The sequence below is a fragment of the Acinetobacter sp. CFCC 11171 genome (genome assembly GCF_003268405.1).
In the GTDB taxonomy this organism is placed as follows: domain Bacteria; phylum Pseudomonadota; class Gammaproteobacteria; order Pseudomonadales; family Moraxellaceae; genus Acinetobacter; species Acinetobacter amyesii.
Genome location: NZ_LQXP01000013.1, coordinates 19,670 through 33,988, shown reverse-complemented (window position 1 = coordinate 33,988; position 14,319 = coordinate 19,670). Strand labels below are relative to the sequence as shown.

Sequence of the window (14,319 nt, the reverse complement as noted above, 5' to 3'; positions counted from 1 at the left end):
TAAAAATGGAAGCAGATGTGCATTAGTGCTCACGCTGCTGCATTTGTTCAATTTGACGACGAAAAGCTTCTACATCTTGGAAGTCTTGATACACAGAAGCAAAACGCACATAAGCCACATGATCTAAAGCAAACAAAGACTGCATGACAATTTCACCAATGGTGCGTGATTTCACGTCACGTTCACCCAAACGGCGAATTTGCAATTGAATATCACTGAGTACCGTTTCAATTTGCTCTTGCGTTACTGGACGCTTTTGCAAGGCATGCATCAGCGAGCGGCGGAGCTTGGCTTCATCAAAAGGTTCGCTCTTTGAATCAGACTTGATGACACGCGGCATCACCACTTCATAGCTTTCAAAAGTTGTAAAACGTTCACCGCAACTAATACATTCACGGCGGCGGCGTATCTGACAGCCTTCAGCAGCAAGACGTGAGTCAATCACTTTACTGTCTTCAGCGTTGCAAAATGGACAATGCATAGCGGTTAAATTGAACAAATCCGAATGGATTTAGAGTGTAGCAAAAATTTTAAAATTTGTAGAGCTTTACGCTAGATATGGAAAAAAAACAGCCCTTTCGGGCTGTTTTACACAATATATTGATTTACTATGATCTTATTATTCTACACGTTCGCCATGTTGACTTAAGTCTAGACCCATTCGTTCGTCATCAGCTTCAACACGGATGCCAATCACTAGATCAATCACTTTCAAGATAATGAATGTCATCACAGCTGAGTAAGCAATAGTCGCTAGTACACCTTCGACTTGAACCCATAATTGATGCATTAAGTTGCTCGGTGCTTTATCACCCATGATGAATTCGCTGGCAAAGAATGCTGTAAGGATCGCACCCACGATACCACCGACACCATGTAGACCAAACGCATCCAAAGAGTCATCCGCTTTCAACGCACGTTTCAGCGCAGTAATACCCCAGAAGCAAACCACACCACCGATCAGACCCATCGCTAAAGCGCCACCAACTGTTACGAAACCTGCCGCAGGTGTAATCACCACAAGACCTGCTACCGCACCAGAAGCACCACCCAAGACAGACGCTTTACCACGAACCACTTTTTCAGTAATTAACCATGCCACTGCTGCTGCTGCTGCTGCAACTTGTGTTACCACCAATGCATAACCAGCGGAACCATTTGCACCTAGTGCAGAACCACCATTGAAACCGAACCAACCTACCCATACAAGGCTTGCACCGATGACGGTTAAAGTTAGGTTATGTGGCGCCATTGATTCACGGCCAAGCCCCATACGTTTACCAAGCATGTACGCTGCAACAAGACCCGCAACACCTGAGTTGATGTGAACAACCGTACCACCCGCAAAATCAAGCGCACCGTCGTTACCTAACCAACCACCGCCCCATACCCAGTGGGTAATTGGTGCATAAACCACGACGCTCCAAATTGCGATGAAAGCAACGAAAGCACCGAATTTCATACGTTCTGCAATCGAACCGCTAATAATGGCAACGGTAATGATGGCAAATGTCATTTGGAAAATAACAAAAAGAATCTCTGGAATCGTACCGGACAAGGCTTCTGTGGTGATGCCCGATAACATAAATTTGTCTAAGCTACCGACAAAGGCATTACCTTCACCAAATGCTAAGGTATAACCCACAATCACCCACGTTAAGCTTACGACACCTGCCGCAACGAAACTGTGTGCCATGGTGCTGAGTACATTTTTCTTACGAACCATACCGCCGTAAAATAATGCTAAACCGGGAATTGTCATGAGTAACACAAGTGCAGTGGACACTAAAATCCATGCTGTATCACCTGTATCGAGCTTAGGCTCTTCTTCTGCAGGTGCTGGCGCTGCTTCAACTGGAACTGCAGCTTCTGTTGTATTTAGCGTTGTTGTATTTGCAGTATCAACTACTGTGACTTCTTCTGTAGGTGCTGTTGCGCTTTCTTCAGCCCACGCAACAGAACCACCTAAAAGTGCACTGGACAAGCCGAGTGCAATTAGCATCTTTTTCATTCGTATCCCCCGACCTGATTTTCTGAGTTATTAGCTACTCAGCAAACTTCATGCCAATTTTTTAAACGGCATCTGCACCTGTTTCACCAGTACGGATACGGATGACTTGTTCCAGATTGCTTACAAAAATTTTACCGTCGCCAATTTTTCCTGTGCTTGCAACACGAGTAATTGATTCAATTACGGTATCGACCATTTCATCACTGATTGCGATTTCGATTTTTACTTTTGGTAAGAAATCAACCACATATTCAGCACCACGATAAAGTTCAGTGTGACCTTTCTGGCGACCGAAGCCTTTAACTTCAGTGACAGTGATCCCTTGAACACCATTTTCAGAGAGTGCTTCACGCACGTCATCTAATTTAAAAGGTTTTACAATTGCAGTTACGAGCTTCATGTTTTGTTTTCCTTCGGCTTATTTCACCTGTAAGGTTTTATGTTCAATTTTCATGCCAATATGACTACAGTCGGGGGAAAATAGTCAGCTCAGCATGAGATTTCTTTATAACCTATTTTATACGGATAATCTTGCGTATGCTTATAAAAATAGACGTTTTTACTAGAAGAATTACGATTTTACTGATCGATTAAACGCATATTTAAATGAAAGCACTATGGTCATGAATGTGGCGATGTTAAACTGCTGCAACCAATTCACTGAGGATGGTCTAAACAATGATTGAAACCTTATTACAAGCGATATTAGAACAAATCGATCAGCCGAAAAAAGACGTCGAACATAATCTTCGCAGCTTACTCAATGAAGCTGTGAGCAAAATGGATCTCGTGTCGAAAGAAGAAATCGAACGCCAACGTACTGCACTGAATAATGCCAATTTACGTTTAAATGAATTGTTGAAACACGTCGAAGAACTCGAACAAAAAATTCAGAACAAAAAATAAGCACCTTTTTAGTGCAACAAAAGACGCATAACGATTAAAAATAATGCACCATAACGGAACAATAATATGTCTTTTGCCAAAATCTATACTCGGGGTTTGCTCGGCTTAAATGCACCCCAAATTGAAGTTGAAGTTCATGTCAGCCAAGGTCTGCCTTCATTGACCATTGTTGGCCTCCCTGAGGCGCCGTCCGTGAAAGTAAAGACCGTGTCCGCTCTGCGATTATTAATAGCGGCTTTCAGTTTCCGACCAAACGTCTGACCATTAATCTTGCACCCGCAGATTTACCCAAAGATGGTTCACGTTTAGATCTGGCCATTGCTTTAGGGATTCTGATCGCGTCGGGACAACTTCCTGAAAATGCAGCAGATGGTTTTGAATTTATTGGCGAATTGGCACTTGATGGTTATTTACGACCTGTCAGTGGCATCTTAAGCATAGCCATTGCCTGTCAGCATATCGGGCATCATCTAATTCTACCTGCACTCAATGCCGATGAAGCGGCGCAACTGCCGGAGTTCCAAGTCTTTCCTGCGCAGCATCTTAAGGATGTGTGTGAACATTTAAGTCGTTCAGCCTTAATCAGTAGCCATCCCTCGACATCGTCAGCCAATCAACTCAGTTACCCTTTTGATTTATCTGATGTGAAAGGTCAACTCAGACCACGTCGTGCTTTAGAAATTGCAGCGGCTGGCGGTCATTCTCTACTATTTCGGGGTCCACCGGGCACAGGCAAAACGCTACTCGCCTCGCGTTTGCCCAGTATTCTTCCCCCCTTAGATATGCAAGAAAATTTGCAAGTCGCGAGTATTTATTCCATTGCAGGTGCAAATCATCATTTTGGGCAGCGTCCATTTCGTGCGCCACACCATACCGCATCTGCGATTGCCCTCGTCGGTGGAGGATCAAATCCTAAACCGGGTGAAATCACCTTGGCACATTTAGGAGTTTTATTTTTAGATGAGCTGCCTGAATTTGATCGAAAGGTTTTGGAGGTGTTACGGCAACCACTCGAATCCAAAGAAATTGTGATTTCACGGGCTTCTCGTCAAATCACCTTCCCTGCAAATTTTCAACTGATTGCGGCGATGAATCCTTGTCCATGTGGCTATGCTTTTAACCAAGACAGCCGCTGTCAATGTAGTGCTGAAAGTATTAAACGCTATCAAAACCGTATTTCAGGTCCATTATTAGATCGTATTGACTTACATATAGATGTCCCGCCACTGGCAGCGCATGAATTACAAAGTTCGCAAGAGGTTGAAAGTTCAAGCGCGGTTAGGCATCGTGTTATACAAGCTTATGAGTTACAAATAGAGCGTCAGCAAAAATCCAATATGGCGCTCACGCCGACGCAATTGGAGCAACAGGCGGTTTTGGATGCTACTGCACAGAATATTTTACAGTTAGCCCAGCAGCGAATGAATTTATCTGCACGTGCTTATCATCGGGTATTACGTGTTGCCAGAACCATTGCCGACTTGGCTCAAAGTGAACATATTCAAGCTCAGCACGTTTCTGAAGCACTGTCCTATCGAAGCCAGCTCAATGCTTAAACAAATGGCGACCCTAGGTCGCCATTTTTAATGCTTTTTAACATTAGAATTCGTATTTTAAGCCAAATACGACTTTATTCTTTTGTTTTTCATCCAGACGGTCATAACCACCCACAATATAATCCATATTTACGCTCGCACCAGTGTCACCCAATGGATGACTTAAACCTGCTGTAAAATGACGGAAGCCAAAGTCTTCAGTGGTTTCTACAAATTCGTCATCATCACCATATGCATATAGACCCAATGAAGTATTTAGCGTGAAATCTTTTGGCAATGCATAGCTGTAGCTACCTAAGATATACGTATCGCCCTTGTTACCCCAAGTCGTATTTTGCGTTAAGGTTTGCGCAGATACGCTAAAGTCTTTGTAGTTCAAACCTAAAAGTGTTTCGAAACCATCTGAATCAACATCCGATTCATAGTAGTAATAATACGTACCACCGACGGTATAACCTAAATCTTCAGTAATTTTGCCGTTATAACCTGCATAAAAGTCATGTTCAAAAGAATCACGACCTTCTTCACCAAGTGCATAATCTAAGGTTGAACCCCAGTAACCTGCATAGAAGCCTGACGCATGGCTATAGTCCAAACCACCTTGAATAGTTGCGCCGCTATTTTCAGGCACATTGGTAATACCACGTAAATTATAGCTAGACAGTACGCCGATATTTCCGGATATAGAATGCTCAGAAGCTGGCGCTTCAGCAAAAGTAAATGTCGATGCTGGTCCTAGTACAGCGATTGATAAAGCTTTAAGTGCAAATTTCATGGTTTGTTCCCCCACATCGTGCGACGACGTATTTTTTGGTTATTTCGTTGAACTCAATGAGGTATTAGCAAGCGCTGTGCCATGTTTAAAAATAAGCGCATATTTTTTTTATAAAAGTCACCATTTTGATTTATGAAAAACCAATATATTACTGTTTTTATTTATTATTTTTTAATTATCCTATTTGGCCTTTTTTCTCTTTAATTTATTTTAGAATGCAGATTTTCATCTATTTAGATTATTTAAATCTTCAGGTTGATAGATGTAACAGGATTTTAAAAATGCGCTTTTTTGAGTATATTTTTTCAACACCGATCTCAAAAATGCATAAAAAAAGTGCACAATCACCATTATGCACTTTCAAGAATATGACCCAATAAGGTCAACTCGTTAATGTTAGAAAGAATAGGTCAATCCAACCACAACGTTATCATCTAATTGCTCGCCTTCACGATCTTTACCGCCCCATACATAGTCAGCAGCAATTTCAAATCCAGTATCAGCAATCGATTTACTCAAGCCTAAACGTGCTTCAGTGAACACCACATCTTCTGTGGTTGTTAATAGGCTGTCATCACGACTGTCATTAAAAACAGAAACACCAAGCGATGAATTTAATGAAACATCATAAGGTAATGCATAGCTATAAGCAGCATTCAGATATACATCTCCTGCATTGCCATAATTAACATCAGACAACAATACAGCCATGCTTGCAGTTAAATCTTTATAACTTATGTCCTGAATAAATTCGACGCCCGTTGTGCGACGCTTTTCAGAGCGGTCATCGTTATAAACTGAACCGCCACCTTGATAGACATAAGCCATCACTTGTGACTTATAGCTCCAATCTTCATTCAGTTCACGTCCATATCCGACATAGAAATCATGTTCAAAACCATGTGACTGACTGTCGTCCGTAGGGTCATAGTTGAGTGTAGAACCCCAATAGCCCGCGAACAGCCCACTGTTGTGTGCATATTCCAGTCCGGCTTGTAATGCAGCTTGATCATTTTCTTCACTCGCACGGTACACATATTTGTTTACCACGCCCAAACTTCCAGACCAATTCCCTTGTGCTGTTGTGACTTGTTCAGTTTGTTCTGCAAATGCAGGGGCTGTAGCTAGGGTCACTAAAATACTTAAAATTGCTTTTTTATAAAATTGAATCATGTTTAGTCCCCACATCGGATCGATCGTGGATTGGGTTGAGTAAAATTTAGCGCCGATTTTAATCGATTTTACCGCACTGTATAGCCCCTTTTTTCTTATTTTGATAAATTAAATCATTTAAAAACAAAGGTAAGATTATATAAAACAGTAAAAACCAAGCTTTTGATTCATAAAATATCTTTTATCTTGTTCTAGTCTTTAACAATGATTTAATGCATTCATTTATATGTATTTATCACGAATATTATCATCTTTTATTGAACTGTTTTTTTAAGGAAAAATTTCTGACGACTTCGCTAAAAGTCATTCTCTATTTACAAAAAACACGCCAACGGTGCTTACTGTGCCTGAACAGTGATGCCATGCACCTCAACCATTGATATACTTTTTGATCAAAATACGAATTTAGATTCGGCACAATTTGTCGCAAAGAGTGATGATAAATCAGCAAGTTAAATGAAAGTTTTTACCATTTTTTATATTTTTTTATGATAAGCAATGAATAAACTTCTCTTTAGCTTAATATATATTCAATTTAAATAAACTATTTGTTAAACAACAATAACATACGAAATATTTGCTTATTACAGATTGACCGATGATCTGAATGTTTTCTAACTTTAGTGTAATAAGCGCATTAAAAATAGTGATTTTTTTAAGAAAAAATATACAATCGCACTACATATTAACCAAATTTGCATGAGGCTCTCTCCCAATGCTTAAAGCTCAACAACTAACACTTGCAGTATTAGTAAACGCTGCTCTTATTTCTACTGCTTTTGCTAGCGAACAAAGTGAATCTAAAGGCTTTGTGGAAGATGCCGAAGGCTCTGTATTGTTTCGTACAGGTTACATCAAACGCGATAAACAAGATGTAAATCGCGGTGACGATACAAGTTCTTTTGCACAATCAGCAATTGTGAAATTAGAGTCAGGCTTCACTCAAGGTGTTGTTGGCTTTGGTGCCAATGTTGTCGGCGATGGTTCATTTAAAATCGGTGAAAACAAACATGCTGGTAATGGCATGATTCCACAACATAACGACGGCTCAGCGTATGATCACTGGGCACGTGGTGGCGCAAGTGTTAAAGCTCGAGTATCAAATACTACTGTTGAATACGGCACCCAAGTTCTAGATCTTCCTGTACTTGCGTCTAATACAGCACGTATGGTTCCAGAATATTTCACTGGTGTTCTTGCGAAAAGCCGTGAAATTGAAAATCTAGAATTGGTTGCTGGTAAATTCACTAAAAACCAATATTCAGACCAAATTAATTCTGACGGTAACGATCTAGATCGTGCTGTGGTTTGGGGTGCAAAATATAAGTTTAACGACCAACTTAATGCATCTTACTATGGCTTAGACAGCAAAAATGCGTTGGATCGTCATTACATTAATGCTAATTACACTATTCCGTTAGCTGAAAAACGCTCTTTAAATTTAGACTTTAGTGGTTATCACACAGAATGGGACAAAGCAGCTTCAACCTCTTCTTCATCACTTGGTGCTACAAATGTAGATGGCCGAAGCAATAATCTATGGTCATTGGCAGGTACATTAAATCAAGGCGCTCACTCAGTCATGCTGGCTTACCAACAAAACACTGGTAACACAGGTTATGACTATGGTAGCAATGCTGACGGTGCGCAATCTATTTATGTAGCCAACTCTTACCTTTCTGACTTTATTGGTAACCATGAGAAATCGGCACAAGTTCAATACAACTTAAACTTTGCTGATTACGGCGTGCCAGGTTTAAATTGGACGACTGCTTATGTATACGGTTGGGATATCAAAACTATTAAAAATGGTGTAGAGACATCAGACGATGCTAAAGAAAGCGAATTCTTTAACCAAGTGAAATATACTGTTCAATCAGGTTTTGCTAAAGATGCCAGCCTTCGTTTACGTTATTCACACTACCGTGCAGACCAAGCATACAATGACGTATATATGGCTGACACCAATGAATTACGTGTATTCTTAGACATCCCTGTGAAATTATTTTAATTTTGCAGCTACTCTAAGATAGCGAAAAAAAACCTGCACACTGTGCAGGTTTTTTTATGAGCATCGATTTTATATAAAAACGATACTCAGCTTAAAACAATATTATTTGTTCGCAGCTTTGTAAGCTTCAATTGAGCTAAGTACTTCTTGTTTAGCAACATCAGCACCTTCCCAACCACTTAACTTAACCCACTTACCAGGCTCTAAGTCTTTGTAGTGTTGGAAGAAATGTTCAATTTGATTGATCAATAATGCAGGAAGATCTGTATATTCTTGAACATCTTTATAGAGCGGAGTCAATTTGTCGTGTGGAACAGCAACGAGTTTTGCGTCAACACCACCGTCATCTTCCATGTTCAATTTACCAACAGGACGGCAACGAATTACAGAACCTGGCTCTACTGGATGTGGAGTTACCACAAGTACGTCTAGTGGGTCACCATCCAAAGATAATGTATTTGGAACATAACCATAGTTCGCTGGGTAGAACATTGCAGTACCCATGAAACGGTCTACAAATAACGCATCAGAATCTTTATCGATTTCGTATTTGATTGGTGCTGCATTTGCAGGAATTTCAATAATGACATAGATGTCGTTTGGTGCATCTTTACCCGCTGGGATATTGCTGTAGCTCATAGCATCACTCTTTAAACAAAGTTAAATCTTTTAATCCGGCACAATTATAACGGTTTTATCGCTTTTTTTGTGATTTTAGCGATCATGCTGATAATTTAATCATCAAGCAGAACATTTAGCTTAATTTAATAACCAATAACATCAGGCAAATCGGGCATAACATCGACAAGGTCCAAATGATTGAACGTAAAGTTGCCCAATTGGCTAAATAACATAGCCCATAAATAACACGTAAAACGAGATAGGCAATCCCAAAGGTCATGATGTATTGCTGATGAATCACCATGTATTCAGCCATTAATATAGCCGCAATAAATAAAGGTAAACTTTCAAAACTATTTTGCTGCACTGCATGTGCGCGGCTCGCCAATCCTGTAGAGCGCGCTAAAACTTCACGTGGATTTTGATTATCACTCGACTTAAAACCTGCAGCTCGCTTCGCAATAAATGTAAATACATATGGCAATAAACAAGCGGCCAAAATGAGATAGATGATCCCACTGATGCTGTGCATGTGTTTTTTCTCAGGAAGATTTTTATGGCTGCTATAATAACATGGCATTTCGTGAATAATTTTTGTTAAATATAGTGTTTTTATAATCGGCAGATGAAAGGATCCTCTATGAGTACTTCTGATCAAGATCAATTATTTGAAGTTCTTGAAGAGCAAAAACGCCATCAGCTTCGCGTCGATCGTGTTTTAAAAATTGTCATTCCTGTGACTGCATTTTTACTTGCTGTGATCTGTGCCAACTTAAATGTATGGTCGACTGTTTTCAGCTTTGTCATCATGTGGATTGCATTCTATGCAGTTTCCATCAAGCAACTTCCCCTTTGGCATTGGGTCATTGTCATTGCACTATATTGTTTAGTCGACAATATTTTAACCTATGGCAGCTATAACCAATCTGGCTTTAGTCGTCAGTTCGGCGCGATGTTTATTTTCTTAGGTGTTTTTGGTGTAGGACGTCGCTACTTTGATCGCTGGTCGATGAATAAAGGCAAGCTTTAATGATCTAAATTAAAAGCGATAAAAAAAGCGCCCGAAGGCGCTTTTTTTATGCATCGTATTATGCGGTTTTACGCAAATCTTTACGTAGAATTTTACCGACGTTCGATTTTGGTAATTCATCCATAAATTCAACATAACGTGGGCGTTTATAGCCAGTTAAGTTTTCTTTTGCGAATGCCAAAACTTCTTCAGTTGTTAAAGATGGATCTTTTTTCACAACGAATAATTTAGGTACTTCACCTGATTTTTCATCAGGAACACCAATCGCAGCAACTTCTAGCACTTTTGGATGTTTTGCAACAACTTCTTCAATTTCAGAAGGATAAACGTTGAAGCCTGATACCAAAATCATGTCTTTTTTACGGTCTACAATCTTCACATAACCGCGTGGATCCATGACACCAATGTCACCAGTACGGAAGAAACCGTCCGCCGTCATTACTTTGGCAGTTTCATCTGGACGGTTCCAATAGCCTTTCATGACTTGAGGACCACGAATCGAAATTTCACCTTGCTCACCTTGAGCAACTTCATTGCCATCATCATCTAAAATAGCAACTTCAGTCAGTGGCAATGGAATACCAATCGTACCGCTGAATTCCATTGATGCTGGAGGGTTTGCAGTTGCAACAGGTGAAGTTTCTGATAAGCCATAACCTTCGATGATATTGGTACCGGTAACTTTCTTCCACGCTTCTGCAGTCGAAGGAAGTACTGCCATACCACCACCCATCGCCATTTTTAGCTTGCTGTGGTCAAGTTGCTTGAACTCTTCATTGTTCACCAAAGCATTAAACAAAGTGTTCACTGCTGGAAAGAATGAAGGTTGGTATTTACGTAATTCTTTCATTACCGCAGGTAGGTCACGCGGGTTAGGAATCAATACGTTCGCCTGACCTTTGTACATGCCGTAAAGTGCACACACCATAAATGCAAAGATGTGATACAGCGGTAATGCACAGAAGATACGATCATCTGGCTGACCATCTTGCTGACCAAATTTACTTTGGAAAATACCATCACACTGCAACATGTTTGACACAAGGTTACGATGTGTCAATTCTGCGCCTTTAGATACGCCAGTTGTACCACCAGTATATTGAAGTACTGCAGTATCACTTAGAGTTAAGTTTGGACGTTTGTAATTGTTTGCACTCACTTTAGACATTGCTGCATTAAAGCGAATATGACCTGGAATGTTCCAAGCTGGAATTTGTTTACGTACTGAACGTAATACAAAGTTAACCAATGTGCCTTTCAGCGTACCAAGCATGTCACCCACAGATGCCACGATCACATGTTTTACTGGGGTTTTACCAATAATCGCTTGGTAAACAGATGCAAAGTTTTCAATGATAACCAATGCCTCTGAACCAGAGTCATTTAATTGATGTTCAAGCTCACGAGAGGTATACAATGGATTCACGTTGACCAATACCAGTCCAGCACGGAATACACCTAATGCAACAACAGGATATTGAAGAACGTTAGGCATCATAACTGCAACGCGTGAACCTTGTGCCAAACCTAAACTTTGCAAATAGGTTGCAAATTTACGGCTTGCTTCATCAAGTTCTTTAAAAGTTAAGACTTTATCCATGAAGATAAAGGCATCTCTTGAGCCAAACTTCTGAAAATTACGCTCAAAAATATCGACCAATGAGGTATTTTCTGCGGGTAATTCTACAGTTTCTGGAATCCCTGTCTTTTGGTATTCAGCGAACCAAATCTTTTCCATAACGCCCAATTCTCCTGTCGTAATCCTTAATAATCCAACTGTTTTTTTTCAATATTAAGCGGTCATTATTTAACTTGTTTGTGCTTAATATTGCATCCATTTCACGAATAACAGCATATATAACGTATTTCGTTCCATGGATGCTAGTATTATCTTTGAATGAACAGTTTATTTGCTTTTTGATATCCACGTGGTAACAACACGCCTTTCGATGCACGTTTACCCACATATTTTTGCAGATCGTCGCCTTTAAGCTTTAATTGTTGATTTCCTGCAAGCACTTGAATTATTTCATCTAAATTCAAAGTTGTCATGGATACAATTTGATCTTTTGCCTCAAGTTGTATCAATTTATTACCTTTACCCTTATTCAATACTGGTAATTCATCAAGTTCAACCAACAGCAAACGCCCCGCAGAACTGAGGAGTGCAAGATGTGTTGCATTCTCAATCGCCGTTAAATTCATGACCGCCGCGCCTTCAGATAAGGTAAGGAAGGCTTTACCTGCTTTTGCATTGGTATCGAGGTTTTTGGCTTGGGTTTTAAAGCCATAGCCTTTACTACTCATCGCCAAGACTTCTGTTTCATCTTCAGCAATAAACACTTGTTTAAAGCCGACACCACTTGCAGGTGCAAGTTTAGAACTCAGAGGCTCACCTAAACCACGCGCAGATGGCAAGGTATTGATGCCCAAAGCATAGCTTCGACCGGCATCATCTAATACATACACACGTTGATTCGATTTACCTTGCGCATGGCTGAGATATTGGTCACCTGCACGGAAATTTAAGTTCTCAGCATCGACTTCATGACCTTTCGCCGAGCGAATCCAACCCGCTTCAGACAACACCACAGTCACAGGATCTGCAGGAAGCATATCTTGTTCATTAATCGCATGGGCTTCTGCACGTTTCACAATTGGAGAACGGCGGTCATCACCAAATTTCTTCGCATCTTCTTTAAGTTCATTAATGATCAATGCTTTTAATGATTCAGGGTTCGCCAATTGTTCACGAATAATGGCTGCTTTGGCTTCCAATTCTTCTTGTTCACGGCGCATTTCCATTTCTTCAAGTTTTGCCAAATGACGTAACTTAAGTTCTAAAATCGCTTCGGCTTGAATTTCATCGATATTAAAATGCGTCATCAACACCGGTTTAGGCTGATCTTCTTCTCGAATAATTCGAATCACTTCATCAATATTCAGATAGGCAATAATCAAGCCTGCAAGTATATGTAACCGTTTTTCAATTTTATTCAGATGATAAGTCAAACGACGTGTCACGGTATTTTTACGGATTTCGATCCATTCCAACAAAATACGGCGGATCGATTTCACTTGCGGACGACCGTCAGCGCCAATCATGTTCATATTGACACGATAGCTCGACTCTAAGTCAGTGGTTGCAAATAGATGACTCATCACCGATTCAGCATCAATACGATTCGAGCGCAGGACGATCACTAAACGTGTTGGATTTTTATGATCTGACTCATCACGTAAGTCCGTGACCAATGGCAACTTCTTCGCCTGCATTTGATCTGCAATCTGCGTGATCACTTTTGAGCCTGAAACCTGATACGGCAACTCCGTAATCACAATTTCATTTTTCTCAATGCTGTATACCGCACGAGTTCGATAACTACCGCGACCCGTGGTTTGAATTTTAAGTAATTCTTCTGGAGAAGTAATAATTTCCGCACGTGTCGGCAAATCAGGCGCAGGAATATATTCTGCGACTTTCTCATCGGTTAAGTTTGGATTGCGAATTAAGGCGATGGTACCCTTCACCACTTCACGTAAGTTATGCGGTGGAATATCGGTTGCCATCCCCACAGCAATACCCGTTGTGCCGTTGAGTAAAATATTTGGAACACGTGCCGGTAAATTCACTGGCTCTTTCATCGAACCATCAAAGTTATCCTGCCAATCACAGGTTCCTTGTCCTAACTCAGACAATAATAAATCACTATAAGCAGACAGTTTTGCTTCGGTATATCGCATCGCTGCGAAGGATTTCGGATCATCTGGTGAGCCCCAGTTTCCCTGACCTTCAATAAATGGATAGCGATAACTAAACGGCTGCGCCATGAGGACCATGGCTTCATAACAAGCTGAGTCACCGTGAGGATGGTATTTACCCAGTACATCACCAACCGTACGTGCAGATTTTTTTGGCTTACCCGTTGGCTTTAACCCGAGCTCGCTCATCGCATAGACGATACGACGCTGAACGGGTTTTAGACCATCACTGATATGTGGCAATGCACGATCCATAATCACGTACATGGCGTAGTTGAGATATGCTTGTTCGGTAAATTCTGCTACGGAACGGTTTTCTGTCGCATGATGCGCAAGGCTTGTCATAACAACCTGTAATCCTAAATTGTTCGTTCTTTATTGGGTTCTTATGCTATGTCGCAGGTGTCCCCTATACAAGGGGATGATCTAACACTCTGCGACAAATTGTGTCTTATGGCGTAAAAATATCCATTT

The 14,319-nt window shown here is 40.6% G+C and carries 12 protein-coding genes and 1 pseudogene; 4 read left to right on the top strand and 9 right to left on the bottom strand.

All coding sequences use genetic code 11. From position 1 onward, the window contains the following. Window positions 1–22 precede the first annotated feature (22 nt). The 3 genes from nrdR to glnK form a co-directional block, all read right to left on the bottom strand. Complete coding sequence (nrdR, locus tag AVJ20_RS08125) at window positions 23–481, bottom strand: transcriptional regulator NrdR (protein WP_067763170.1); 459 nt, start codon at window positions 479–481, stop codon at window positions 23–25. A 138-nt stretch (window positions 482–619) separates the two neighbouring features. Next, window positions 620–2,011 carry an ammonium transporter gene (locus AVJ20_RS08120; protein WP_111884845.1) on the bottom strand — a complete coding sequence of 464 codons (1,392 nt, stop codon included), beginning with the start codon at window positions 2,009–2,011 and terminating at the stop codon, window positions 620–622. A 61-nt stretch (window positions 2,012–2,072) separates the two neighbouring features. Beyond that, window positions 2,073–2,411, bottom strand: a complete 339-nt coding sequence (gene glnK, locus AVJ20_RS08115; RefSeq protein ID WP_067763174.1) for a P-II family nitrogen regulator — start codon at window positions 2,409–2,411, stop codon at window positions 2,073–2,075. 278 nt (window positions 2,412–2,689) lie between these two features. Here glnK and AVJ20_RS08110 point away from each other — a divergent pair, with 278 nt between their 5' ends. Then, entirely contained in the window at window positions 2,690–2,917 is a 228-nt protein-coding gene (locus AVJ20_RS08110; RefSeq protein ID WP_078189551.1) for an accessory factor UbiK family protein, read from the top strand. Between the two features lie 66 nt (window positions 2,918–2,983). Then, a pseudogene (locus AVJ20_RS08105) lies at window positions 2,984–4,473 on the top strand (YifB family Mg chelatase-like AAA ATPase). Window positions 4,474–4,516: 43 nt separating this feature from the next. Here AVJ20_RS08105 and AVJ20_RS08100 read toward each other — a convergent pair. Further along, window positions 4,517–5,248 carry a TorF family putative porin gene (locus AVJ20_RS08100; RefSeq protein ID WP_111884844.1) on the bottom strand — a complete coding sequence of 244 codons (732 nt, stop codon included), beginning with the start codon at window positions 5,246–5,248 and terminating at the stop codon, window positions 4,517–4,519. A 396-nt stretch (window positions 5,249–5,644) separates the two neighbouring features. Beyond that, entirely contained in the window at window positions 5,645–6,421 is a 777-nt protein-coding gene (locus tag AVJ20_RS08095) for a TorF family putative porin (RefSeq protein ID WP_111884843.1), read from the bottom strand. Window positions 6,422–7,136: 715 nt separating this feature from the next. Between AVJ20_RS08095 and AVJ20_RS08090 the strand changes: the two genes are divergently transcribed. Beyond that, on the top strand, window positions 7,137–8,432 hold the full coding sequence (locus AVJ20_RS08090; protein WP_111884842.1) for an OprD family outer membrane porin: 1,296 nt from the start codon (window positions 7,137–7,139) through the stop codon (window positions 8,430–8,432). Between the two features lie 102 nt (window positions 8,433–8,534). Here AVJ20_RS08090 and ppa read toward each other — a convergent pair whose 3' ends face one another. Together ppa and AVJ20_RS08080 are read right to left on the bottom strand one after the other, a co-directional pair. Continuing rightward, window positions 8,535–9,071 carry an inorganic diphosphatase gene (gene ppa, locus AVJ20_RS08085; protein ID WP_078189469.1) on the bottom strand — a complete coding sequence of 179 codons (537 nt, stop codon included), beginning with the start codon at window positions 9,069–9,071 and terminating at the stop codon, window positions 8,535–8,537. 115 nt (window positions 9,072–9,186) lie between these two features. After that, window positions 9,187–9,585 (bottom strand): MAPEG family protein, encoded by a 399-nt coding sequence (locus tag AVJ20_RS08080; RefSeq protein WP_078189470.1) that lies wholly within the window; start codon window positions 9,583–9,585, stop codon window positions 9,187–9,189. A 108-nt stretch (window positions 9,586–9,693) separates the two neighbouring features. Here AVJ20_RS08080 and AVJ20_RS08075 point away from each other — a divergent pair, with 108 nt between their 5' ends. Continuing rightward, window positions 9,694–10,083: a hypothetical protein gene (locus AVJ20_RS08075; protein ID WP_078189471.1), complete on the top strand. Its 390-nt coding sequence runs from the start codon at window positions 9,694–9,696 to the stop codon at window positions 10,081–10,083. A 58-nt stretch (window positions 10,084–10,141) separates the two neighbouring features. On the opposite strand, the gene AVJ20_RS08070 is transcribed toward AVJ20_RS08075, so the two are convergent. After that, on the bottom strand, window positions 10,142–11,821 hold the full coding sequence (locus AVJ20_RS08070; protein WP_078189472.1) for a long-chain-fatty-acid--CoA ligase: 1,680 nt from the start codon (window positions 11,819–11,821) through the stop codon (window positions 10,142–10,144). A 149-nt stretch (window positions 11,822–11,970) separates the two neighbouring features. Then, window positions 11,971–14,190, bottom strand: coding sequence for a DNA topoisomerase IV subunit A (gene parC / locus AVJ20_RS08065; RefSeq protein WP_078189473.1), 2,220 nt, complete (start codon window positions 14,188–14,190; stop codon window positions 11,971–11,973). Window positions 14,191–14,319: the final 129 nt, after the last annotated feature.

Excerpts from the sequence above, each read along its gene's own strand:
- nrdR (WP_067763170.1), bottom strand. The coding sequence starts at position 481 with ATGCATTGTCCATTTTGCAACGCTGAAGACAGTAAAGTGATTGACTCA.
- AVJ20_RS08120 (WP_111884845.1), bottom strand. The coding sequence starts at position 2,011 with ATGAAAAAGATGCTAATTGCACTCGGCTTGTCCAGTGCACTTTTAGGT.
- glnK (WP_067763174.1), bottom strand. The coding sequence starts at position 2,411 with ATGAAGCTCGTAACTGCAATTGTAAAACCTTTTAAATTAGATGACGTG.
- AVJ20_RS08110 (WP_078189551.1), top strand. The coding sequence starts at position 2,690 with ATGATTGAAACCTTATTACAAGCGATATTAGAACAAATCGATCAGCCG.
- AVJ20_RS08100 (WP_111884844.1), bottom strand. The coding sequence starts at position 5,248 with ATGAAATTTGCACTTAAAGCTTTATCAATCGCTGTACTAGGACCAGCA.
- AVJ20_RS08095 (WP_111884843.1), bottom strand. The coding sequence starts at position 6,421 with ATGATTCAATTTTATAAAAAAGCAATTTTAAGTATTTTAGTGACCCTA.
- AVJ20_RS08090 (WP_111884842.1), top strand. The coding sequence starts at position 7,137 with ATGCTTAAAGCTCAACAACTAACACTTGCAGTATTAGTAAACGCTGCT.
- ppa (WP_078189469.1), bottom strand. The coding sequence starts at position 9,071 with ATGAGCTACAGCAATATCCCAGCGGGTAAAGATGCACCAAACGACATC.
- AVJ20_RS08080 (WP_078189470.1), bottom strand. The coding sequence starts at position 9,585 with ATGCACAGCATCAGTGGGATCATCTATCTCATTTTGGCCGCTTGTTTA.
- AVJ20_RS08075 (WP_078189471.1), top strand. The coding sequence starts at position 9,694 with ATGAGTACTTCTGATCAAGATCAATTATTTGAAGTTCTTGAAGAGCAA.
- AVJ20_RS08070 (WP_078189472.1), bottom strand. The coding sequence starts at position 11,821 with ATGGAAAAGATTTGGTTCGCTGAATACCAAAAGACAGGGATTCCAGAA.
- parC (WP_078189473.1), bottom strand. The coding sequence starts at position 14,190 with ATGACAAGCCTTGCGCATCATGCGACAGAAAACCGTTCCGTAGCAGAA.